Raw genomic sequence first — 22,869 nt, forward strand, 5'->3', positions numbered from 1 at the left:
TTCGCGACAACGAGACATCACCGGCAACGTTTTTGTTGTTCGTTGCCCGCCGGCGGTCGTGATAATCTTCAGGCTTCTTTACCGATCCGAAGCCAAATCATGCATCGCTGGTTGACTCTGCCTTCTCTGACGCCGCTCACGTTTGTCGGCGCATGCCGGCGGCGCATCGCCGCCGTGACACTCCTTTTCCTGATTTTTGCGTGTTGCTTGCCGGCACAGGCGGCGCTGAACGGCGAGCTGCCGCAGCGCAGCGAAGTGCAAAGCCAGCTGGAAACGCTGAACAAACAAAAAGCCCTGACGCCGGTCGAAAAGCTCTCCCAGCAGGATTTGACCCGCACGCTGGAACTGCTGGATGCCATCGAGCGCAACCGGCAAGACGTCGCACAGCTTAAACAGCAGGTGCAGCAGGCGCCGGTGAAGCTCAATCAGGTCACCGCCGAACTGGATGCGCTGAAGCAGCCGACGGACAACGCGGCCGCGCGCGCCGCGCTGTTGCCGCTGTCGCTGCGCCAGCTGGAAAGCCGGCTGTATCAAACGCTCGACGAGCTGCAAAGCGCGCAGGAGAGCCTCTCGACCTACAACAGCCAACTGGTGTCGCTGCAAACCCAGCCTGAACGGGTGCAGAGCACCATGTACGCCGCTTCGCAGCGCCTGCAGGAGATCCGCAGCCAGCTCAGCGGCCAGACGCCGGGGCAAGATTCGCTGCGCAATAGCCAGCAGGTCATGCTGGCCACCGAACAGGCGCTGCTCAACGCGCAGTTGGAGCTGCAGCGCAAGAGCCTGGAAGCCAACACCACGCTACAAGATCTGCTGCAAAAACAGCGTGATTACACCACGGCACATATCGATGCGCTGGATCGGTCGGTGCAGCTGCTGCAGGAGCTCGTCAACAGCAAGCGCCTGACGCTGTCTGAAAAAACCGCCAAAGAGGCGCAGAACCCGGAAGACGCCACCGATATCCAGCACGATCAGCTGGTCAGCAAGCAGCTGGACGTCAACCGACAGTTGAGCCAACAGCTGATTGCCGCCACCGAAGAGAGCAACACCCTGTTCCAGCAGAATATTCGGGTCAAAAACTGGCTCGATCGCGGTCTGCAGGCGGAACGTAACCTGAAAGAGCAGATCCAGGTGCTGAAGGGCAGCCTGGTGCTGTCGCGCATTCTGTATCAGCAGCAGCAGAGCCTGCCGCAGGGCACGCTGCTGGCTGATATAGACACGCGCATCGCCGATCTGCGGCTGGAGCAGTTCGATATCAATCAGCAACGCGACGATCTGTTCAAGGGTGAGGATTACATCAACCAGCTGGTGGCCGAAAGCAAGGAAAAGGCCGGCCCGGAAGTGATCGACGCACTGAACGAGATCGTCGACATGCGCCGCGAACTGCTGGATCAACTGAACAAGCAGCTCAGCAACCAGCTGTCGCTGTCGATCAACCTGCAGATCAACCAACAGCAGCTCACCAGCGTCTACGGCTCGCTGCAGGATACGCTGACCCAGCAGATTTTCTGGGTCAACAGCAACAAGCCGGTCGATCTGGCGTGGCTGAAGGCAATGCCGGAGGCGGTGCGCGATCAGCTCGCCGGGCTCGATATCAAATTCGACGGTGGCAAGCTATTGCAGGGCGGCTTGAATGCGCTGGTGTTCCTGATCCCGTTGCTGTTGGCGATCGGGGTATTGCGCTGGCGCTACCGGTTGATCGACAGTCATTTGCAAAAGCTGGCCAACGACGTGGTGCAACTGAAGCGCGACGGCCAGCTGCACACGCCGAAGGCCATCGCGCTGACCTTGCTGAAGGTGTTGCCTGGCGCCGCGCTGCTGCTCGGCGTCGGTTTCTGGATGTATCGCGCGGATTTGGGTATCAGCGACTTTATTTGGGCGTTGTCGCAGCAGCTGGCGTTGTCGTGGTTGGTGTTCGGCTTCAGCTATCGTATGCTGAAACCGGGCGGCATTGCCGAGCGGCATTTCAACTTCGGCGCTAACCTGTGCGCGCATTACCGCCGCCAGACGCTGCGGCTGGGGCTGGCGCTGCAGCCGCTGATCTTCTGGTCGGTATTGGGCGAGAAAGCGCCGCTGCGTCTGGTGGAAGACGTCATCGGCCAGATCGTGGTGATGTTGACGCTGGCGCTGCTTGCGGTGCTGGTGTTCCCGCTGTGCCGCGACAGCTGGCGTGAAAAGGGCTCGCATGCCGTGCGGCTGGTGGTGGTGACCGCGCTTGCCGCCACACCGCTGATCCTGCTGGGGCTGATGTTCGCCGGTTACTTCTATACCACGCTGCGGCTGGCCAGCCGCTGGATAGACAGCCTGTATCTGTTCTTCCTGTGGAATATCGTGTATCTGACTGCCCTGCGCGGCCTGAGCGTGGCGGCGCGGCGTTTGGCCTACCGGCGCGCGCTGGCGCGGCGGCAAAACGTGGTGAAAGAGGGGGCCGAAGGCGGCGAAGCGGTGGTGGAAGAGCCGCCGCTAGCGCTCGATCAGATCAACCAGCAGTCGCTGCGCCTGACCACCCTGGTGCTGTTCGCCATCTTCGCCAGCGCCTTCTACGCCATTTGGTCGGATCTGGTGACGGTCATCGCTTACCTGGACAGCATCACGCTGTGGCATTACACCAGCACCGTGGCGGGCAGCAGCGTGTCGCAGGCGGTGACGCTGGGTAACATGATGGTGGCGATCGCCGCGGTGATCGTCGCTTATGTGCTCACCCGCAACTTGCCCGGCCTGCTGGAGGTGGTGGTGCTGTCGCGGCTGCAGCTGCGGCAGGGGGCGTCTTATGCCATCACCACCGTGCTCACTTACCTGATCACCGCCGTGGGCGCCGTGGTTGCGCTGGGAGCGCTGGGCGTATCCTGGGACAAACTGCAATGGCTGGCCGCCGGTCTGACGGTCGGGCTTGGCTTTGGCCTGCAGGAGATCTTCGCCAACTTCGTCTCCGGCCTGATCATTCTGTTCGAACGCCCGATCCGCATCGGCGATACCATCACCATCGGCACCTTCTCCGGTTCGGTCAGCAAGATCCGCATTCGTGCCACCACCATTACCGACTTCGATCGCAAAGAGGTGATCATTCCGAACAAGGCGTTCGTCACCGAGCGGCTGATCAACTGGTCACTGTCCGACACCATCACCCGCGTGCTGATCAAGGTGGGCGTGGCCTACGGTTCCGATCTCGACAAGGTGAAAAAGGTGCTGCTGCAGGCGGCGCACGACAACCCGCGGGTGATGACCGATCCCGAACCGCAGGTGTTCTTCCTCAACTTCGGGGCCAGCACGCTGGATCACGAACTGCGGCTCTATGTACGGGAACTGCGCGATCGCAGCTACACGGTGGACGAACTGAACCGCTCAATCGACCGCTTGTGCCGGGAAAACGACATCGACATTGCCTTCAATCAGCTGGAGGTGTATCTGCATAACCAGCAGGGCAATGAAGTGCAGGAAGTGAAAAGAACGCTCTCGCCGGATGAAGGCGGCCAGACGGCGGGCTGATGTGCGTTGAAAGATGGAAGGGACAGCGGGCTGTCCCTGATTACTGTCCGGCAGGCAAATAGGGAGAGGTGACGCCGGCGCGCTGCAGCTTTTCCTGATAATCCCGTTTGACGATATCCAGTGCTGCCAACGCGGTAGCCGGATCGATCTCGTTGCATTCCAGCAGGTAAATCAAGTCTACCGCCAGCTGCAGTTCGGGTGAGGCGTTTTCCAGAGACATAGCACCTGCGCTTATTAATTAATGGGATGAAAAACTCGTGTCTCGGCAGAGTATAGTGAACCCGGCGCGCAACCGGGAATAATCATTAAAATATTGTGATAAATCTTCAAAAACCGTTTTCTTTGCGCTCGATATTGCGCTCGATGCGCGCCAGCGCCTGACGGCAGCGCATCAGTCTCCCCTCCAGCGCCGCCAGCTCGTGCTGCAGCTTTTGTTGCGCCGCCAGCGTGGTCTGGCGCCCCAGCAGGCTTTCCCGATCCTGAATCATGGCGATCAGCCGGCGTTCGTAATCCTGGTGCTCGGCCAGCTTGTGGTACAGATCGGCCTCGGGGGCTTCCTTCGGCTGATTCTTGCGCCGTAGCGCCTGGGTTGCCAGCTCGCGCTGCAGGGCAGAGATTTGGGCAACCAGTTTTTCGGCCAGAAAGGCCACCTGGCTGGCGCGGCTGTCGTTAGCGGCGTTTTGCAGCTGGGCGAAGTTTTTCTCCACCTCGGCCAGGTAGTCGCGCAGCCGCGTGCCGCGGTTGGCGAACAGGGCGACGTCGAACCGCGCCTGCGGGATCGGGGCGTCGCCGCGCGGAGTGACTTCGGCCGCCAGCGCCGCGATCTGCTGCGCCAACACCTGTAATAAACGCTGAGTGCTCACATAAGCTCCCTCTTGATTTCAACAGGCGTAAGCTTGCCCGCGATGCCGCCCTGAAACAAGCGCCGCATGCATATTCCGCCGGCGCGGCGCCGATGCTACAGTAAGCCGCAACCGATTGAGGAGCGAAGAGCCGCATGAAGCGAGGGTTATTGATCATTTTGGGCTGGCTGGCGGTGGTGCTGGCGACGTTGGGCGTGGTGCTGCCGCTGTTGCCGACCACGCCGTTCCTGCTGTTGGCTGCCTGGTGCTTCGCCCGCTCTTCGCCGCGCTTTCATCACTGGCTGCTGTACCGTTCCTGGTTTGGCCCTTATCTGCGCCACTGGCAGCAGCATCGCGCGCTGCCGCCGGGAGCGAAGTGGAAGGCGGTGCTGGTGATCGTGCTGACCTTCGCCTGTTCGCTGTGGCTGGTGAAAATCTGGTGGGTGCGCGGTCTGTTGCTGCTGATGTTGGCTATTTTGCTGACCTTTATGCTGCGCCTGCCGGTTATTGACCTGTCGCAACAAAAACAGCGCTGATTGTGCGCCGCTGGTTGCATTTGTCCGCCAGTTTGCATAGATTTGGGCGTTTTCGTGCGCGGATCGCCTGCCATTCCTTCTCCGGTGTGTTTCACCCAGAGGCGGCGGGTGAGCGGCGCGCCGGTTTTCAGGCAGCTTTATCAGGCAACAATTATGACCGCTACTGCGCAGCAGCTTCAGTTTATTAAAGACAGTATCAAAACCATCCCGGATTATCCGAAGCCGGGCATCCTGTTCCGCGACGTGACCAGCCTGCTGGAAAACCCGTTGGCCTACGCCGCCAGCATCGAGCTGCTGGTTGAGCGCTATCGCGAAGCGGGCGTGACCAAGGTGGTGGGTACCGAAGCGCGTGGTTTCCTGTTCGGTGCGCCCGTCGCGCTGGCGCTGGGCGTCGGTTTCGTGCCGGTGCGCAAACCGGGCAAACTGCCGCGTGCCACGCTCAGCGAAAGCTATGAGCTGGAGTACGGTACCGACAAGCTGGAGATCCACACCGACGCCATCACCGCGGGTGACAAAGTGCTGGTGGTGGACGATCTGCTGGCGACCGGCGGCACCATCGAAGCAACCACTAAACTGATCCGCCGTCTGGGCGGTGAAGTGAAAGACGCCGCGTTCATCATCAACCTGCCGGATCTGGGCGGGGAAGCGCGTCTGAACAAGCTGGGTATCGACTGCTACTGCCTGGTGGACTTCGCCGGCCATTGATGCGGCATCGCCCCTTGGGCACAACGGCCTCGCGGATCGCCGCGGGGCTGTGTTAGCATGACCCTCCAGATTACTCGACTTCTCCGGTATTAATGAGCTATCAGGTTCTCGCCCGTAAGTGGCGCCCTCAAACGTTCGCAGACGTGGTCGGCCAGGAACATGTCCTGACCGCGCTGGCCAACGGCCTCTCGCTGGGGCGGATCCATCACGCCTATCTGTTCTCGGGCACCCGCGGCGTGGGGAAAACCACCATCGCGCGCCTGCTGGCCAAAGGCCTGAACTGTGAAACCGGCATCACCGCCACGCCGTGCGGCCAATGCGACAACTGCCGTGAGATCGAACAGGGGCGTTTCGTCGATCTGATCGAGATCGACGCCGCTTCCCGAACCAAGGTGGAAGATACCCGCGATCTGCTGGACAACGTTCAGTACGCGCCGGCGCGCGGCCGCTTCAAGGTCTACCTGATCGATGAAGTGCACATGCTCTCGCGCCACAGCTTCAACGCGTTGCTGAAGACGCTGGAAGAGCCGCCATCGCACGTGAAATTCCTGTTGGCCACCACCGATCCGCAAAAATTGCCGGTGACCATTCTTTCCCGCTGCCTGCAGTTTCACCTCAAAGCGCTGGACGTCGATCAGATCCGTCAGCAGCTGGAAACGGTGCTGACGGCGGAGCAGATCACCAGCGACGCCCGCGCGCTGCAACTGCTAGCGCGCGCCGCCGACGGCAGCATGCGCGATGCGCTGAGCCTGACCGATCAGGCGATCGCCATGGGGCAGGGGCAGGTGACCGCCGCCACCGTCAGCCAGATGCTCGGCACGCTCGATGACGAGCAGCCGCTGGCGATCCTCGAAGCGCTGGTCAGCGCCGACGGCGAAAAGGTGATGGCGCAGGTCGCGCAGGCCGCTTCGCGCGGCGTGGACTGGGAAAACCTGCTGGTGGAGACGCTGGCGTTGCTGCACCGCATTGCGATGGTGCAACTGCTGCCTTCGATGCTCGACAACCACTACGCCGCCGTGGAACAACGGCTGCGTGAGCTGGCGCGCACTCTGCCGCCGGCCGATGTGCAACTCTATTACCAAACGCTGTTGGTGGGCCGCAAAGAGCTGGCCTATGCGCCGGATCGTCGCATGGGGGTTGAGATGACTCTACTGCGTGCGCTGGCGTTTCACCCGAAAGCGGTGATCCCGGAGCCGGTGGCGTTGGTGCAGACCGCGCCGGCGCCGATGGCGCAGCCGCAGCAGGCCACATCGCCACAGCCGCCGCAGTTTCAGGACGCGCCGCCCCCGCTAGGGCAGCCGGCCGCGCCGCAGCGACAATCATCGACCCCTTTACCGGATGCCACCGCCCAGCTGTTGAAAGCGCGGTCCCAGCTGCAACGGCAGCAGGGAGCATCCACACCAAAAAAGAATGAGCCGGCGGCGCCAGGAATAGCGCGGCCGGCAAACTCGGCGCTGGGGCGTTTGGCTTCCGTGACCGAGCGTAGCCAGCAGCGCCTGGCGGAGAAGAAGGTGCCGGAAAAACCGGCGAAGCCGGAAGCCTATCGCTGGCGCGCGCAGACCGAGCCGGAAGCGGCGCCGGAACCGTTGGCGACGCCGAAAGCGCTGCGCACGGCGTTGGAGCACGAGAAAACGCCGGAGCTGGCCGCCAAGCTGGCGGTGGAATCGCTGGAGCGCGACGCCTGGGCGGCGGAAATCGATAAGCTCAAGATCCCGAAACTGGTGCAGCAGCTGGCGTTGAACGCCTTCAAGCAGCAGCCGGAACCGGGCAAGATTAACCTCCATCTGCGGTCTTCGCAGCGCCATCTGAATTCGCCTTCGGCGCAGAAGACGCTGGCCGAAGCGCTCGGCGAGCTGTACGGCAGCCCGGTTGAGCTGACCGTGGTGGAGGACGATAATCCGGCGGAGCGCACCCCGCTGGAGTGGCGACAAGCCATCTATGAAGAAAAACTGGCGCAGGCGCGCCAGTCCATCGTTGCGGATACCCATATCCAGACGCTGTGCCGGTTCTTCGACGCGGATCTGGATGAAGAGAGTATCCGCCCCCTTTAAACGCCGCGCGAGGTGCGCGGCCCTAGCGACGAGAGACGACTATGTTTGGTAAAGGCGGTCTGGGCAACCTGATGAAGCAAGCCCAGCAAATGCAAGAAAAAATGCAGCAGATGCAGGAAGAAGTCGCCAAATTGGAAGTGACCGGCGAGTCTGGCGCAGGCCTGGTGAAAGTCACCATCAACGGCGCACACAACTGCCGCCGCGTGGAGATCGATCCTAGCCTGATGGAAGATGACAAAGACATGCTGGAAGATCTGATCGCCGCCGCGTTTAACGACGCCGCGCGCCGCATCGAAGAGACTCAGAAAGAGAAAATGGCCTCCGTTTCCAGCGGCATGCAGTTGCCGCCTGGCTTCAAGATGCCGTTCTGATGCAAACCAGCCCGCTCCTTGAATCCCTGATGGAGGCGCTGCGCTGCCTGCCGGGCGTCGGCCCGAAATCGGCGCAGCGCATGGCGTTTCAATTGCTGCAGCGCGATCGCAGCGGCGGCATGCACCTGGCGCAGGCGTTGACGCGCGCGATGTCGGAAATCGGCCACTGCGCCGACTGCCGCACCTTCACCGAGCAGGACATCTGCACCATCTGCGCCAATCCGCGCCGTCAGCAAAACGGCCAGATTTGTGTGGTGGAAAGCCCGGCGGATATTCACGCCATCGAGCAGACCGGCCAGTTCGCCGGGCGCTACTTTGTGCTGATGGGCCATCTGTCGCCGCTAGATGGCATCGGGCCGGGGGATATCGGTCTCGATCGCCTGGAGCAACGGCTGGAAAAGGAAAGCATCACCGAAGTGATCCTCGCCACCAACCCAACGGTGGAAGGGGAAGCGACTGCCAACTACATCGCCGAGATGTGCGGCCAGTATGGCGTGCTCGCCAGCCGCATCGCCCACGGCGTACCGGTGGGCGGCGAGCTGGAGATGGTCGACGGCACCACGCTGTCGCATTCGCTGGCCGGGCGTCACGCCATCAAGTTCTGATGTTTTCCCGGACGGGGCCACTCGGCCCCGTCGTTTTTTTGCCAAAAATTTCCCGCCGTCCGCTTGAAAAACAAGACCCTGACCCTCATCTGATCCTCATTGTTCGATTTTGGTAGCCATTGTCTTTTGAGGTAATCAATGAGTATGAAAGGTCAAGAAACCCGCGGGTTCCAGTCTGAAGTAAAACAGCTGCTTCATTTGATGATCCATTCGCTGTACTCCAACAAAGAAATTTTCCTGCGCGAGCTGATTTCCAACGCCTCTGACGCCGCCGACAAGCTGCGCTTCCGCGCCCTGTCCGCGCCAGAGCTGTATGCCGGCGACGGCGAGCTGCGCGTGCGCTTGTCCTTCGATAAAGAGCAGCGCACCCTGACCATCGCCGACAACGGTATCGGCATGCGCCGCGAAGAAGTGATCGAAAACCTCGGCACCATCGCCAAATCGGGCACCAAAGCGTTCCTGGAATCCATCGGTTCAGATCAGGCGAAAGACAGCCAGCTGATCGGCCAGTTCGGCGTCGGTTTCTACTCGGCGTTCATCGTGGCGGACAAAGTGACCGTGCGCACCCGCGCTGCCGGCGCCGCCGATGACGAAGGCGTGTTCTGGGAGTCCGCCGGTGAAGGCGACTACACCATCGCCGACATCACCAAAGAGACCCGCGGCACCGAAATCACCCTGCATCTGCGCGAAGGCGAAGATGAGTACCTCGACGCCTGGCGCTTGCGCTCGGTGATCGGCAAATATTCCGATCACATCGCCCTGCCGGTAGAGATCGAAAGCAAGAACGAAGAAGACGGCACCGTCACCTGGGAGAAGATCAACAAGGCGCAGGCCCTGTGGACCCGCAGCAAGGCTGACGTCACCGACGAAGAGTACAAAGAGTTCTACAAGCACATCGCCCATGATTTCACCGATCCGCTGAGCTGGAGCCATAACCGGGTGGAAGGCAAGCAGGAGTACACCAGCCTGCTGTATATCCCGGCGCAGGCGCCGTGGGACATGTGGAACCGCGATCACAAACACGGCCTGAAGCTGTACGTGCAGCGCGTGTTCATCATGGACGACGCCGAGCAGTTCATGCCGAACTACCTGCGCTTCGTGCGCGGCCTGATCGATTCCAACGATCTGCCGCTGAACGTGTCGCGCGAGATCCTGCAAGACAGCCGTGTGACGCAGAACCTGCGCGGTGCGCTGACCAAGCGTGTGCTGCAGATGCTGGATAAGCTGGCCAAAGACGACGCCGAAGGCTACCAGAAATTCTGGCAGCAGTTCGGTCTGGTGCTGAAAGAAGGCCCGGCGGAAGACAACGGCAACCAGGAAGCGATCGCCAAACTGCTGCGCTTCGCGACCACCCACGGCGACAGCTCGGCGCAGACCGTGTCGCTGGAAGAGTACGTCGGCCGCATGGCGGAAGGGCAGGAAAAGATTTACTACATCACCGCCGACAGCTACGCCGCCGCCAAGAGCAGCCCGCATCTGGAGCTGTTCCGCAAGAAAGGCATCGAAGTGTTGCTGTTGTCCGATCGCATCGACGAGTGGATGATGAGCTACCTGACCGAGTTCGACGGCAAGCCGTTCCAGTCGGTCAGCAAAGCGGATGAAACGCTGGATAAACTGGCGGATGAAACCGAAGAGCAGAAGGCGGCCGAGAAGCAGCTGGAACCGTTCATCGAACGCGTGAAAACCCTGCTGGGCGAGCGTGTGAAGGATGTACGCCTGACGCACCGCCTGACCGATACGCCGGCGATCGTGGTGACCGACGCCGACGAAATGAGCACCCAGATGGCCAAGCTGTTCGCCGCCGCCGGTCAGCAGGCGCCGGAAGTGAAGTACATTTTCGAGCTTAATCCCGAGCATGCACTGGTCAAACGAGCATCCGACGTGGGCGATAACGAACATTTCGCCGAATGGATCGACCTGTTATTGGATCAGGCGCTGCTGGCTGAACGCGGCACGCTGGAGGATCCGAACTTGTTCATCCGTCGCATGAATAAGTTGCTGTCCGCCTAAAAGCTGAAGATATGCGCCCTTAACGGCACCGTTAGGGGCGTATTTCCGGTTTTTCCCCGCTTTTTCTTGCCTTTTGTTCGTCCGTTTTTTTGCACATTCCGCAATCGATTTCCTTCGCGCGCCTTGAGCCTGCCCCCCCTGAAATGGTATCGTTGAGCGTTTTCGCAATTTTATAAAAACTACATAGCAAGGGGATTTACGCAATGCGTATCATTCTGCTGGGCGCTCCGGGCGCTGGTAAAGGTACTCAGGCTCAATTCATCATGGAGAAATACGGCATTCCGCAAATCTCCACCGGTGACATGTTGCGCGCAGCCGTGAAGGCCGGCAGTGAACTGGGCAAGCAGGCGAAAGAGATCATGGACGCCGGCAAGCTGGTGACCGATGAGCTGGTGATCGCGCTGGTCAAAGAGCGCATCACGCAGGAAGATTGCCGCAAGGGCTTCCTGCTGGACGGCTTCCCACGCACCATTCCGCAGGCTGACGCGATGAAAGAAGCCGGCATCAACGTGGACTTCGTGCTGGAGTTCGACGTGCCGGACGAGCTGATCGTTGACCGCATCGTTGGCCGCCGCGTACACGCGCCGTCCGGCCGCGTCTACCACGTGAAGTTCAACCCGCCGCAGGTGGAAGGCAAAGACGACGTGACCGGCGAAGAGCTGACCACGCGCAAGGACGATCAGGAAGAGACCGTGCGCAAGCGCCTGGTGGAATACCATCAGATGACTGCGCCGCTGATCTCTTACTACAGCAAAGAAGCGGCAGCGGGCAACACCCAATACCGCAAAATCGACGGCACCCGCAAGGTGGCCGAAGTGAGCGCAGAGCTGGCGACTATCCTCGGTTGATAGCAAGCGCATTGTGCATGACGCCGGGCCTGTGGTCCGGCGTTTTTTTTTGCCGTTTTCCCGCCAAATTGTGATCGCGGCAGCTTGTTGCGGCCGTGCCCGTTAATCGCCCGCGCCAAATGGCGTATAACAAGCCTGCGTTTTCACCCTCAGCAGGGAGCCGGGCATGCTCAGACAAACCAATCTTCTGGCGGAAGCCACCGCGCGCCAGATCGTCCAGCGGGCGATGGGCATCATCAGCCATTCCGTCAACGTGATGGACAGCAACGGCGTGATCATCGCCTCCGGCAACCCGCAGCGCCTGTTCCAGCGTCATGAAGGCGCGGTGCTGGCGCTGGCGGAGAACCGGGTGGTGGAAATCGACCGCGCCACCGCCGAACACCTGAAGGGCGTGCGGCCCGGCATCAACCTGCCGTTCAGCTTTCGCAATCAGCGGGTGGGGGTGATCGGCATCTCCGGCGAGCCGGCCGAGGTGCGCGCCTATGCCGAGCTGGTGAAGATGGCGGCGGAGATGATGGTGGAGCAGGCGGCGCTGCTGGATCAGCACCAGTGGGAAAAACGTTACCGGGAAGAGCTGGCGAATCAGCTGCTGCAACCGCAGCCGAACACCGCATCGCTGGAGGCGATGGCGGCGTATCTGGGATTGGATCTGCGCCAGGCGCGCATCGTCTGGATCGTCGAGCTGCAAGAGGCGCAGCCGCACCTGCTGCGTGAGCTGTTGGCGGAGCTGGAGGCCACCCAGCGCGACGCGTTGATCGCCATTACCGGCTTCAATGAAATGACCCTGTTGCGCCCGGCCTGCATGGCTCAGGGCGAATGGAGTTTGAAGCTGGAGCGCCAGCAGGCGCAGCGTTTGCAAAACCAGCTAAAACACCGCTTTCGGGTGCGGCTGATCGTCGGCGGTTTTTATGACGATCCGCAAAGCGCCTACCGTTCCAGCCTGACGGCGCGTGCCACCCAGGCAATGGCGCAGCGCCTGAAACTGCGTCACGCCACGCTGTTCTACCACGACTATCCGCTGCCGTCGCTGCTGTGCGATCTCGGGGAGGACTGGCGAGCGCAAGAGCTGGGGCGCCCCTGGCGGACGCTGGGCGAACAGGATGAAAAAGGCGTGCTGCGCGCCACGCTGCGCCACTATTTTTCGCAGAATTGTGATCAGACGCAGGCCGCCGCGCAGCTGCATATTCACGTCAATACCCTGCGCTACCGCCTGCAGCGCATCGAAGCCATAACTGGCATGAAAATCAATCAATTAACCGACGCTCTGCGGTTGTATATCGGCATGCTGATGCACGACTGAGTTGTGCCAACCCACAAATTTCGCGCCGTTCCTTCGGCAATTTTTTGTTGTTTCCCCTCAGGTCAACGCCGGGCGCGCGGGATATGTTGGCCTGCACATCAACCACGGAGAAAACAACAATGACAACCGTATCCACTCTGGGAGCGCTGGTGGCGTTAGCCGTCGCCATCGTTCTGATCCTACGTAAGGTGCCGCCGGCTTACGGCATGATTGCCGGCGCGCTGGCGGGCGGGCTGTGCGGCGGCGCCGATCTGGTGCAGACCGTAACGCTGATGATCGGCGGGGCGCAGGGCATCACCAACGCCGTGATGCGCATTCTGGCGGCGGGGGTATTGGCCGGGGTGCTGATCGAATCCGGCGCGGCGCACACCATCGCCGAAACCATCGTGCGCAAAGTGGGCGAAACCCGCGCGCTGCTGGCGCTGGCGGTGGCTACACTGATCCTGACGGCGGTGGGGGTGTTTATCGATGTGGCGGTGATCACCGTCGCGCCGATCGCGCTGTCGATCGCCCAGAGGGCCGGCATTTCGCGCGCGGCGATCCTGCTGGCGATGATCGGCGGCGGCAAGGCCGGCAACGTGATGTCTCCCAACCCGAACACCATCGCGGCGGCGGACAACTTCCACGTGCCGCTCACTTCGGTGATGATCGCCGGCATCGTGCCGGGGCTGTGCGGCCTGGTGATGGCCTATCTGCTGGCGCGCCGCCTGAGCGATAAAGGCGGCAGGGTGATGGCTGAAGAGCTGACTCAGCATGCCGAAGGGGCGCGGCCGGGCTTCGCTGCGGCGATCAGCGCGCCGCTGGTGGCGATCCTGCTGCTGTCGCTGCGGCCGATCGCCGGTATCGCCGTCGATCCGCTGATCGCGCTGCCTGCTGGCGGGTTGGCGGGCGCGCTGCTGATGGGGCGCATCCGCCAGTGCAATCAGTTTATGGTTTCCGGCCTGTCGCGCATGGCGCCGGTGGCGATTATGCTGCTCGGCACCGGCACGCTGGCGGGCATTATCGCCAACTCGGCACTGAAGGATGTCTTGATTAACGGTTTGACGCACACCGGGCTGCCGGCCTGGCTGCTGGCGCCGCTGTCCGGCGCGCTGATGTCGATGGCGACCGCCTCGACCACCGCCGGCACCGCCGTGGCTTCCGGGGTGTTCAGCTCCACGCTGCTCGAGCTGGGGGTGAGCGGATTGGCCGGTGCGGCGATGATCCATGCGGGCGCCACGGTGCTGGATCACCTGCCGCACGGCAGCTTCTTCCACGCCACCGGCGGCAGCGTCAATATGGCGGTGCACGAGCGGCTGAAGCTGCTGCCGTATGAAACGCTGGTGGGGTTCACCATTGCGGCAATCTCGGCGCTGATGTTTGGCGTATTTAACCTGGCGGGATAAGGAACAGTGATGAAAACGCTGAAAAAAGTGGTTATTGCCCCGGATTCTTTCAAAGAGAGCCTGAGCGCGCTCGGCGTCGCTGACGCCATCGAGCGGGGATTCCGCCAAATTTACCCGCAGGCGCACTACGTGAAGCTGCCGATGGCGGACGGCGGCGAAGGCACAGTGGAGTCGATGGTGGCGGCCACCGGCGGCGAAATCGTCCAGGTGACGGTCACCGGGCCGCTGGGGGAGTCGGTGTTGGGATTTTATGGCCTGCTGGGCGACGGCGAAACCGCGGTGATTGAAATGGCCGCCGCTTCCGGGCTGCATTTGGCGCCGCCCAACCGGCGCGATCCGCGCATCACCACCAGTTACGGCACCGGTGAGCTGATGCTGGCGGCGCTGGAGCGCGGCGTGAAGGCGATCATTCTCGGCATCGGCGGTAGCGCCACCAACGACGGCGGCGCTGGGATGATGCAGGCGCTGGGCGTTAAATTGCTGGATAAGGATCGCCGGCCGCTGCCGGTGGGCGGTGCGGCACTGGCGCAGCTGGCGCATCTCGATCTCGCCGGGCTGGACGCGCGTTGGCAACGGGTGAGCGTAACCGCCGCCTGCGACGTGGATAACCCGCTGTGCGGCGAAAAGGGCGCGTCGGCGGTGTTCGGGCCGCAGAAGGGGGCGACGCCGGAGATGGTGGCCCAGCTCGATGCGGCGCTGCATCACTATGGCGAACTGCTGGAGCGGGAAACCGGCCGCGCCGTGCTGACCCAGCCAGGGGCGGGCGCGGCGGGCGGCATGGGGGCGGCGCTGCTTGGCATGCTCGAAGCGCGCTTGCGGCCGGGCATCGAGATTGTCACCGAAACCCTGCGCCTGGATGAAGCGGTGCGCGATGCCGACTTGGTGATCACCGGCGAAGGGCGGCTGGACAGCCAGTCGATCCACGGCAAAACGCCGATCGGCGTGGCGCGAGTGGCCAAGCGTCACGGCGTGCCGGTGATCGCCATCGCCGGCAGCCTGACGCCGGATTATTCGGTGGTGCATCAACACGGCATCGATGCGGCGTTTTCGGTGCTCGATCGCATCGTGACGCTGGAAGACGCGCTGGCGGACGCCGATCGCAATCTGCAGGTGACGGCGCGCAATGTGGCGGCGGTATGGCAACTGGCGCAAGGGGGAAGCCCACAGGGATAGCCTGTTGCTGTTATCGGTTCCGACGCAGGACTTTTCCGTTACAATAGCTGGCATTAATGGCTGCTGACATCCCGACCCAGAACGGAATGCCGGCCGGAAAGGAAATGAGGGGAACTGAGATGAAGCAAGAGAAACACGGCGTATTGCTGGTGAACCTGGGCACACCAGATGCGCCGACCTCGTCGGCGGTCAAACGCTATCTGAAGGAATTCCTCAGTGACGATCGCGTGGTCGACACGGCGCCGCTGATCTGGTGGCCGATCCTCAACGGCGCGATCCTGCCGATCCGCTCGCCGCGCGTGGCGAAGCTCTATCAGTCGGTGTGGATGGAAGAAGGCTCGCCGCTGCTGGTATACAGCCGCCGCCAACAGCGGGCGCTGGCGGCGCGCATGCCGAATACGCCGGTGGAGCTGGGAATGAGCTACGGCTCGCCAAGTTTGGCGGAAGCCATCGACAAGCTGCTGGCGCAAGGTGTGACCAACCTGGTGGTGCTGCCGCTCTACCCGCAATACTCCTGTTCCACCAGCGCGGCGGTATGGGATGGCGTAGCGCGAGTGCTGAAAGGCTATCGCCGCTTGCCGTCGGTGGCCTTCATCCGCGATTACGCCGAACACCCGGCCTATATCGCCGCGCTGCAGCAAAGCGTGGAGCGCTCGTTCGCCGAGCACGGCCAGCCGGATCGGCTGGTGTTGTCGTTCCACGGCATCCCCAAACGCTATGCGCGTCTGGGCGATGACTACCCGCAGCGCTGCGAAGATACGCTGCGTGCGCTGAGCGCCACGCTGCCGCTGGCGCCGGAGCGCGTGATGATGACGTACCAATCGCGCTTCGGCCGCGAGCCGTGGCTGACGCCGTACACCGATGAGACCCTGAAGGGGCTGCCGGCACAGGGCGTGAAGCACATTCAGCTGATTTGCCCCGGTTTCTCGGCGGACTGCCTGGAAACGCTGGAAGAGATCAAAGAACAGAACCGCGAGATCTTCCTCAAGGCCGGCGGCGAGAAGTTTGAATATATCTCGGCGTTGAACGACGAGCCGGCGCATATCGATATGATGCAGCAGCTGGTGGCGCAGCGTCTGTAATCATCCATAATCTGTCTATTAGATGCATCGTGATCGGGCGGGGATGTGTTAACATTCTCCGCTTGTTAAACCGTCACCACCGCCAATCACATGAAATTTCCTGGTAAACGCAAGTCCAAACACTATTTCCCGGTGAGCGCCCGCGATCCGCTTCTGCAGCAGGCCCAGCCCGAAAGTGAAATCAGCACCTCGTATATCGTCGGCATCGATCAGACGCTGGTGGATATCGAGGCGAAAGTGGACGACGCTTTTGTCCAGCGCTACGGCCTGAGCCTGGGCCACTCTCTGGTGATCGAAGACGACGTCGCCGAGGCGTTGTATCAGGAACTGAATGAAAACAACCTGGTCACCCATCAATTCGCCGGCGGCACCATCGGCAATACCATGCACAACTATTCGGTGCTGGCGGACGATCGCTCGGTGCTGCTCGGCGTGATGTGCAGCAACGTGAAAATCGGCAGCTATGCCTACCGTTATCTGTGCAATACCTCCAGCCGTACCGATCTTAACTATCTGCAGGGCGTAGACGGCGCCATCGGCCGCTGCTTCACGCTGATCGGGGAAAGCGGCGAGCGTACCTTCGCCATCAACCCTGGCCAGATGAACCAACTACGCCCGGAAAGCATTCCTGAAGAGGTGATCGCCGGCGCATCGGCGCTGGTGCTGAGCTCTTATCTGGTGCGTTGCAAGGAAGGGGAGCCGATGAAGGCCGCTACCCTGCAGGCGATCGAATACGCCAAAAAACACGACGTGCCGGTGGTGTTGACGCTGGGCACCAAGTACGTGATCGCTGACAACCCGCAGTGGTGGCGCGATTTCCTGAAGGAAAACGTGACGATTCTGGCGATGAACGAAGACGAAGCGTTGGAGCTGACCGGGCTGAGCGATCCGTTGACCGCCTCGGACATGGCGCTGGAGTGGGTGGATCTGGTGCTGTGCACCGCCGGTCCGAACGGCCTGTATATGGCGGGCTACACCGAAGAAGCCAACAAGCGTCAGACCCAGCATCCGCTGCTGCCGGGGCATATCGCCGAGTTCAACCGCTACGAATTCAGCCGCGCTATGCGCCGCGAGCACTGTGAACATCCGCTGCGCGTTTATTCGCACATCGCGCCTTATATGGGCGGCCCCGAGAGGATCATGAACACCAACGGCGCCGGCGACGGCGCGCTGTCGGCGTTGCTGCACGATATCGCCGCCAACGGCTATCACCGCCACAACGTGCCGAATTCCAGCAAGCACGTGCGCAGTTACCTGACATACTCCTCATTGGCGCAGGTGTGCAAATACGCCAACCGCGTCAGCTACCAGGTGTTGAACCAGCATTCGCCACGACTCACTCGCGGCCTGCCGGAGCGCGAAGACAGCCTGGAAGAGTCTTACTGGGAGCGTTAACCCGCTGAAAAAGAAAAGGTCCGGCAATGCCGGACCTTTTTTTATGCGCGCGTGGCGTTTCAGATCGGGCAGCCGCCCATTTTTTCTTCTTCGCTCAGGGTGTCCAGCTGCAGGATGTTCAGCATGCTGTTGGCGATCTCCCGTTCGCCCATCACTACCTGATTGGCGCCGCGATCGGTGATGTAGGCCACCTCGTCGTCGTAGTGGGCGCGGGCGATGATCTCGATGTTCGGGCGCTTGGCGCGCGCCGAGGCGACGATCTCGCCGGCCTCATAGCCGTTGGGGATAGTCAGCAGCAGCCAGCGTGCGCAGTCGAGCCGCGCCAGATCCATCACTTCCGGATTGGCGGCGTTGCCCAACACCGTCTTGATGCCTTGCTCGCGCAGCGCTTCCACCCGCGGGCGGGAGTTTTCGATCACCACCAGCGGAATGCCCGCCTCGGCCAGTTTGCCGCCCAGCAGGCTGCCGACGCGGCCGTAGCCGACCACCAGCGCATGGTTGCACATCTCTACCGGGATCTGCTTCTCTTCTTCCACCGCCTCTTCGAGGATTTGCTCTTCGATGGTTTCGGTCTTGGCCAGATAGCGCTCCAGCAGGGTGAACAACAGCGGGTTGAGCATGATCGACAGGATAGCGCCTGCCAGCACCAGATTGCGACCGTGTTCCGACATCATGCCGAGCGTGATGCCAAGGCCCGCCAGAATAAAGGCGAACTCGCCGATCTGTGCCAGGCTGGCGGAGATGGTCAGCGCGGTGCGCTTGGAGTGGCCGAACATTTTCACCAGCAGGAACGCAGCGGCGGATTTGCCGAACACGATGATCGCCAGTGTCGCCAGCACCGCCAGCGGTTCGTTAATCACGATCATCGGATCGAACAGCATGCCGACCGAGACGAAGAACAGCACCGCGAACGCGTCGCGCAGCGGCAGGGTATCGTGCGCCGCGCGGTGGCTCAGTTCGGACTCGTTCAGCACCATGCCGGCGAAGAAGGCGCCCAGGGCGAAGGAGACGTCGAACAGTTTCACCGCGCCGTAGGCGATGCCGAGCGCCAGCGCCAATACCGCCAGGGTGAACAGTTCGCGCGAGCCGGTGCTGGCGGTTTTCGACAGGATCCACGGTACCAGACGGCGGCCGACCACGATCATCAGCGCGATGAAGGCGATGACCTTGCCGATGGTCAGCGCCAGCTCCATCAGCAGTTGGCCGCTGCTGGCGTTGTTGTTGCCCAGCATGTTGCCGAAGGCCGGCAGTAACACCAGCGTCAGCACCATCGCCAAATCTTCGACGATCAGCCAGCCGATGGCGATTTGCCCGCGCTGGCTGTCGATCAGCTGCCGTTCCTCCAGCGCGCGCAGCAGCACCACGGTGCTGGCGGTGGAGAGACAGAGGCCGAACACCAGCCCGGAGATCAGATCCCAGCCGAGCAGCTTGGACAGCCCCATGCCGAGCAGGGTAGCGACGGCTATCTGCGCCACGGCGCCGGGTATGGCGATAGATTTTACTGCGAGGAGGTCTTTCAAAGAGAAGTGCAGGCCAACACCGAACATCAACAGGATAACGCCGATTTCCGCCAGTTCCGGCGCCAGTGAGGTATCAGCAACGAAACCGGGGGTGAACGGGCCGGCGAGTACCCCTGCGGCCAGATACCCCACCAGAGGGGAGATGCGCAGGCGGTTCGCCAGCATGCCGAGGAGGAAGGCGAGTACTAACCCTCCGACGATGGTGGTAATGAGCGGTGTTGAATTATGCATCCATACTCCTTCTGGCTATGCATCGCGGCACGGGAGAAACGCAACAAAGTTACGAAAAGATACATTTAGTTTATTGCATTTGTTCGCGGCTTGCTTGGCTAATTTGGCCTTTTTTGTAAAAAAGCAAAGGATTTCACTTAAGGCGGGGCAATAAGGGAGTTTTGTGTCAGATAAGCCAAATAACATTGATTTATCCGTAGGATAACCCGGATGAATAAATAATTTCATCCGGGCGGTTCGCGGGGTTATTGCGGTTTATGCTCCATATTGGGCAGTAGCGCGGTGATAATGCCGATCAGCGGTAGGAAAGCACAGATTTGGTAGACCAGTTCGATACTGGTTAAATCGGCGACATAACCAAGAACTGCCGCGCCTAACCCGCCCATACCGAAAGCAAAACCGAAGAATAAGCCGGAAACCATGCCGACTTTACCGGGGATAAGCTCCTGAGCGTAGACCAGAATGGCGGAGAACGCCGAGGCGAGAATAACCCCGATGATCACCGTTAAAATGCCGGTCCAATAGAGTGATGCATAGGGTAAAACAAGGGTAAATGGCGCAGCGCCGAGAATAGAGCCCCAAATAACGTATTTACGCCCTATCTTATCGCCAAGAGGCCCGCCGATAATGGTGCCAGCCGCTACTGCGAACAGGAAGGCGAACAGATGAATTTGCGCATTCTGCACTGAAACGCCGAACTTATGTATCAGATAAAAGGTGTAATAGCTGCTAATGCTGGCCAGATAGAAGTATTTGGAGAAAATCAGCACCAGCAGAATGCCCAGTGAGTAGGCAACGGTACGTTTTGGCAGCGGTTTCAACACCGAAGGGCTTTTCGGCAGCCCTTTAGTTGCCCGATGCTGATGTTGATACCATTTGCTGACCTGCAGCAACACCACGATCGCCAGCAGTGCCGCCAGCGTGAACCAGGCGACGTTGCCTTTGCCGTAAGGCGCGATGATCAGCGCGGCCAGCAGCGGGCCGAGCGAGCTGCCGAAGTTGCCGCCGACCTGGAACAGCGACTGCGCCAGGCCGTGTCGTCCGCCGGAGGCCATGCGCGCCACGCGCGAGGATTCCGGGTGGAAGACCGATGAGCCGGTGCCCACCAGCGCCGCCGCCAGCAGCACCAGCGGGAAGGTGCTCGCCACCGACAGCAGCAGCAGGCCGGACAGGGTAAAGCCCATGCCGATCGGCAACGAGTAAGGCTGCGGGTGTTTATCGGTGTAATACCCGATCAGCGGCTGCAGCAGCGAGGCGGTTAGCTGATAGGTCAGGGTGATCATGCCGATCTGCACGAAGCTGAGGTGAAAATCGGCTTGCAGGATCGGGTAGATCGCCAGGATCAGCGACTGGATCATATCGTTGAGCAGGTGAGACACGCTGATGGCGCCAAGGATGGAGAAGGCGGTTCCCTTCACCGCACTGCCCTTGGCGGGCGGCATCGCGCTTTGGCTACTGTCGGTCATATTATTATTAGCCTGAGAAGTTGTTGAGCACAGAGATGACATCTTAGGCAGGGCGCCCAATTTTTACCATATCTGAAATAATCAGACTCACATCGCAAAAATTTGAAATCAGCTGTCATTAATTCGCGCTACAATTTCGCCCTCATCATAAAAGCCATTTAATACACGGAGATCCGCCATGCGTTTTTCGCTGAAAACCACCGCATGCGCGTTGGCCGTTTCCCTGACGTTGCTGTCGGGGGCCGCCAGTGCCTGGGAAAAGGATAAGACCTACGCCATCACCATTCTGCACACCAACGATCATCACGGTCACTTCTGGCAGAACGATCACGGCGAATACGGCCTGGGCGCGCAGAAAACGCTGGTGGACGGTATTCGCCAGGAAGTGGCGGCGCAGGGCGGCAGCCTGCTGCTGTTGTCCGGCGGCGATATCAACACCGGCGTGCCGGAATCGGATCTGCAGGATGCCGAGCCGGACTTCCGCGGCATGAACCTGGTGGGTTATGACGCGATGGCGATCGGCAACCACGAATTCGATAACCCGCTGAGCGTGCTGCGCCAGCAGGAGAAATGGGCGACCTTCCCGCTGCTGTCCGCCAACATCTATCAGAAAAGCACTGGCCAGCGCCTGTTCAAGCCTTACGCCTTGTTCGACAAGCAGGGCATCAAGATTGCGGTGATCGGCCTGACGACCGACGACACCGCGAAAATGGGCAATCCGGAGTACTTTACCGACATTGAATTCCGCGTGCCGGCGCCGGAGGCGAAGCGGGTGGTGGAGCAATTGCGCAAGGATGAGAAACCGGACGTGATCATCGCCGCTACCCACATGGGGCACTATGACAACGGCGAACACGGCTCCAACGCGCCGGGCGACGTGGAGATGGCGCGCAGCCTGCCGGCCGGGTATCTCAACATGATCGTCGGCGGCCACTCGCAGGACCCGGTGTGCATGGCCGGCGACAACCGTAAGCAGGTGGACTATGTGCCGGGCACGCCGTGTTCGCCGGATCGCCAGAACGGCACCTGGATCGTGCAGGCGCATGAGTGGGGCAAGTACGTGGGCCGCGCCGATTTCGAATTCCGCAACGGTGAGCTGAAGCTGGTGCATTATCAGCTGATCCCGGTGAACCTGAAGAAGAAGGTGGAGAAGGCGGACGGCACCAGCGAGCGAGTGTATTACACCCAGCAGATCGCGGAAGATCCGACCATGATGAAACTGCTGACGCCGTTCCAGGAGAAGGGCAAGGAGCAGCTGAGCGTGAAGATCGGCAGCGTTAACGGCAAGCTGGAGGGCGATCGCAGCAAGGTACGCTTCGTGCAGACCAACCTGGCGCGGGTGATGTTGGCCGCGCAGAGGGAGCGCGCCGATGCCGACTTTGCGGTGATGAGCGGCGGCGGGGTGCGTGACTCCATTGAAAGCGGCGATATCACCTACAAAAACGTGCTCAAGGTACAGCCGTTCGGCAACACCCTGGTGCATGTCGATATGAAAGGCAGCGAGGTTGAGCAGTACCTGGCGGTAGTGGCCAACATGAAGCCGGATTCCGGCGCCTACGCCCAGTTCGCCAACGTCAGCCTGGTGGCGGACGGCAAGGGCGTCAGCGAGGTGAAGATCAACGGCCAGCCGCTGCAGGCGGATAAAACCTACCGCATGGCGACGCTGAACTTCAACGCGCTGGGCGGCGACGGCTATCCGAAGCTGGACGGGCTGCCGAGCTACGTCAACACCGGCTTTATCGATGCCGAGGTGCTGAAGCAGTACATCGAGAAACACTCGCCGCTGGATGCGGCGGCTTACGAACCGAAGGGCGAGATCGTCTATCGATAGAGGTGTAGCGGAACGGCGTTCTCGCTTGTCGCGGG

18 protein-coding genes and 1 other annotated feature are annotated in these 22,869 nt (G+C 61.2%); of the genes, 14 read left to right on the top strand and 4 right to left on the bottom strand.

The window, feature by feature from the left end:
* Positions 1-99: 99 nt before the first annotated feature.
* Positions 100-3,483: a mechanosensitive channel MscK gene (mscK, locus tag QMZ29_RS15970; RefSeq protein WP_261425488.1), complete on the top strand. Its 3,384-nt coding sequence runs from the start codon at positions 100-102 to the stop codon at positions 3,481-3,483.
* A gap of 40 nt (positions 3,484-3,523) precedes the next feature.
* Here mscK and rsmS read toward each other — a convergent pair whose 3' ends face one another.
* Together rsmS and priC are read right to left on the bottom strand one after the other, a co-directional pair.
* Positions 3,524-3,703, bottom strand: coding sequence for a pleiotropic regulatory protein RsmS (gene rsmS, locus QMZ29_RS15975; protein ID WP_016928837.1), 180 nt, complete (start codon positions 3,701-3,703; stop codon positions 3,524-3,526).
* Between the two features lie 106 nt (positions 3,704-3,809).
* A complete protein-coding gene (gene priC, locus QMZ29_RS15980) occupies positions 3,810-4,346 on the bottom strand; it encodes a primosomal replication protein PriC (RefSeq protein WP_049209315.1) in 537 nt (178 codons plus the stop codon).
* Positions 4,347-4,480: 134 nt separating this feature from the next.
* Here priC and QMZ29_RS15985 point away from each other — a divergent pair, with 134 nt between their 5' ends.
* From QMZ29_RS15985 to QMZ29_RS16040, 12 genes are all read left to right on the top strand, one after another.
* Positions 4,481-4,861 (top strand): DUF454 family protein, encoded by a 381-nt coding sequence (locus tag QMZ29_RS15985; protein WP_043135674.1) that lies wholly within the window; start codon positions 4,481-4,483, stop codon positions 4,859-4,861.
* A 153-nt stretch (positions 4,862-5,014) separates the two neighbouring features.
* Positions 5,015-5,566: an adenine phosphoribosyltransferase gene (gene apt / locus QMZ29_RS15990; protein WP_019454166.1), complete on the top strand. Its 552-nt coding sequence runs from the start codon at positions 5,015-5,017 to the stop codon at positions 5,564-5,566.
* Positions 5,567-5,658: 92 nt separating this feature from the next.
* Positions 5,659-7,617, top strand: coding sequence for a DNA polymerase III subunit gamma/tau (gene dnaX / locus QMZ29_RS15995; RefSeq protein WP_261425486.1), 1,959 nt, complete (start codon positions 5,659-5,661; stop codon positions 7,615-7,617).
* Positions 6,950-7,014: a sequence feature (DnaX frameshifting element), on the top strand. (Overlaps the previous gene by 65 nt.)
* Before the next feature lie 41 nt (positions 7,618-7,658).
* A complete protein-coding gene (locus QMZ29_RS16000) occupies positions 7,659-7,988 on the top strand; it encodes a YbaB/EbfC family nucleoid-associated protein (RefSeq protein ID WP_025301790.1) in 330 nt (109 codons plus the stop codon).
* Positions 7,988-8,593 carry a recombination mediator RecR gene (gene recR, locus QMZ29_RS16005; RefSeq protein ID WP_261425484.1) on the top strand — a complete coding sequence of 202 codons (606 nt, stop codon included), beginning with the start codon at positions 7,988-7,990 and terminating at the stop codon, positions 8,591-8,593. The genes QMZ29_RS16000 and recR overlap by 1 nt, the downstream gene beginning before the upstream one ends.
* A gap of 144 nt (positions 8,594-8,737) precedes the next feature.
* Positions 8,738-10,603 carry a molecular chaperone HtpG gene (gene htpG / locus QMZ29_RS16010; RefSeq protein ID WP_038628970.1) on the top strand — a complete coding sequence of 622 codons (1,866 nt, stop codon included), beginning with the start codon at positions 8,738-8,740 and terminating at the stop codon, positions 10,601-10,603.
* Between the two features lie 203 nt (positions 10,604-10,806).
* Positions 10,807-11,451 carry an adenylate kinase gene (adk, locus tag QMZ29_RS16015; RefSeq protein WP_025301793.1) on the top strand — a complete coding sequence of 215 codons (645 nt, stop codon included), beginning with the start codon at positions 10,807-10,809 and terminating at the stop codon, positions 11,449-11,451.
* 166 nt (positions 11,452-11,617) lie between these two features.
* Positions 11,618-12,751 (top strand): sugar diacid recognition domain-containing protein, encoded by a 1,134-nt coding sequence (locus tag QMZ29_RS16020; RefSeq protein WP_025301794.1) that lies wholly within the window; start codon positions 11,618-11,620, stop codon positions 12,749-12,751.
* A 119-nt stretch (positions 12,752-12,870) separates the two neighbouring features.
* A complete protein-coding gene (locus QMZ29_RS16025) occupies positions 12,871-14,136 on the top strand; it encodes a GntP family permease (RefSeq protein ID WP_173889141.1) in 1,266 nt (421 codons plus the stop codon).
* A 9-nt stretch (positions 14,137-14,145) separates the two neighbouring features.
* Complete coding sequence (locus tag QMZ29_RS16030; RefSeq protein WP_261425478.1) at positions 14,146-15,309, top strand: glycerate kinase; 1,164 nt, start codon at positions 14,146-14,148, stop codon at positions 15,307-15,309.
* A gap of 119 nt (positions 15,310-15,428) precedes the next feature.
* Positions 15,429-16,391, top strand: coding sequence for a ferrochelatase (gene hemH, locus QMZ29_RS16035; protein ID WP_004940253.1), 963 nt, complete (start codon positions 15,429-15,431; stop codon positions 16,389-16,391).
* Between the two features lie 90 nt (positions 16,392-16,481).
* Complete coding sequence (locus tag QMZ29_RS16040; RefSeq protein ID WP_060432564.1) at positions 16,482-17,786, top strand: inosine/guanosine kinase; 1,305 nt, start codon at positions 16,482-16,484, stop codon at positions 17,784-17,786.
* Between the two features lie 59 nt (positions 17,787-17,845).
* Here the strand turns inward: QMZ29_RS16040 and ybaL are convergent, their stop codons facing one another.
* On the bottom strand, positions 17,846-19,537 hold the full coding sequence (ybaL, locus tag QMZ29_RS16045; protein WP_025301798.1) for a YbaL family putative K(+) efflux transporter: 1,692 nt from the start codon (positions 19,535-19,537) through the stop codon (positions 17,846-17,848).
* A 245-nt stretch (positions 19,538-19,782) separates the two neighbouring features.
* The gene (locus QMZ29_RS16050; RefSeq protein WP_025301799.1) at positions 19,783-21,003 is read right to left on the bottom strand and encodes an MFS transporter; all 1,221 of its coding nucleotides are present in this window, start codon (positions 21,001-21,003) and stop codon (positions 19,783-19,785) included.
* Positions 21,004-21,181: 178 nt separating this feature from the next.
* Between QMZ29_RS16050 and ushA the strand changes: the two genes are divergently transcribed.
* The gene (gene ushA / locus QMZ29_RS16055) at positions 21,182-22,834 is read left to right on the top strand and encodes a bifunctional UDP-sugar hydrolase/5'-nucleotidase UshA (protein ID WP_261425477.1); all 1,653 of its coding nucleotides are present in this window, start codon (positions 21,182-21,184) and stop codon (positions 22,832-22,834) included.
* Positions 22,835-22,869 lie beyond the last annotated feature (35 nt).

It is taken from the genome of Serratia sp. PF-27 (genome assembly GCF_030053255.1).
GTDB lineage: Bacteria > Pseudomonadota > Gammaproteobacteria > Enterobacterales > Enterobacteriaceae > Serratia > Serratia bockelmannii.

Excerpts from the sequence above, each read along its gene's own strand:
- QMZ29_RS16000 (WP_025301790.1), top strand. The coding sequence starts at position 7,659 with ATGTTTGGTAAAGGCGGTCTGGGCAACCTGATGAAGCAAGCCCAGCAA.
- QMZ29_RS16020 (WP_025301794.1), top strand. The coding sequence starts at position 11,618 with ATGCTCAGACAAACCAATCTTCTGGCGGAAGCCACCGCGCGCCAGATC.
- QMZ29_RS16040 (WP_060432564.1), top strand. The coding sequence starts at position 16,482 with ATGAAATTTCCTGGTAAACGCAAGTCCAAACACTATTTCCCGGTGAGC.
- recR (WP_261425484.1), top strand. The coding sequence starts at position 7,988 with ATGCAAACCAGCCCGCTCCTTGAATCCCTGATGGAGGCGCTGCGCTGC.
- rsmS (WP_016928837.1), bottom strand. The coding sequence starts at position 3,703 with ATGTCTCTGGAAAACGCCTCACCCGAACTGCAGCTGGCGGTAGACTTG.
- QMZ29_RS16025 (WP_173889141.1), top strand. The coding sequence starts at position 12,871 with ATGACAACCGTATCCACTCTGGGAGCGCTGGTGGCGTTAGCCGTCGCC.
- QMZ29_RS16050 (WP_025301799.1), bottom strand. The coding sequence starts at position 21,003 with ATGACCGACAGTAGCCAAAGCGCGATGCCGCCCGCCAAGGGCAGTGCG.
- mscK (WP_261425488.1), top strand. The coding sequence starts at position 100 with ATGCATCGCTGGTTGACTCTGCCTTCTCTGACGCCGCTCACGTTTGTC.
- QMZ29_RS15985 (WP_043135674.1), top strand. The coding sequence starts at position 4,481 with ATGAAGCGAGGGTTATTGATCATTTTGGGCTGGCTGGCGGTGGTGCTG.
- hemH (WP_004940253.1), top strand. The coding sequence starts at position 15,429 with ATGAAGCAAGAGAAACACGGCGTATTGCTGGTGAACCTGGGCACACCA.
- adk (WP_025301793.1), top strand. The coding sequence starts at position 10,807 with ATGCGTATCATTCTGCTGGGCGCTCCGGGCGCTGGTAAAGGTACTCAG.
- ushA (WP_261425477.1), top strand. The coding sequence starts at position 21,182 with ATGCGTTTTTCGCTGAAAACCACCGCATGCGCGTTGGCCGTTTCCCTG.
- dnaX (WP_261425486.1), top strand. The coding sequence starts at position 5,659 with ATGAGCTATCAGGTTCTCGCCCGTAAGTGGCGCCCTCAAACGTTCGCA.
- ybaL (WP_025301798.1), bottom strand. The coding sequence starts at position 19,537 with ATGCATAATTCAACACCGCTCATTACCACCATCGTCGGAGGGTTAGTA.
- QMZ29_RS16030 (WP_261425478.1), top strand. The coding sequence starts at position 14,146 with ATGAAAACGCTGAAAAAAGTGGTTATTGCCCCGGATTCTTTCAAAGAG.
- apt (WP_019454166.1), top strand. The coding sequence starts at position 5,015 with ATGACCGCTACTGCGCAGCAGCTTCAGTTTATTAAAGACAGTATCAAA.
- htpG (WP_038628970.1), top strand. The coding sequence starts at position 8,738 with ATGAAAGGTCAAGAAACCCGCGGGTTCCAGTCTGAAGTAAAACAGCTG.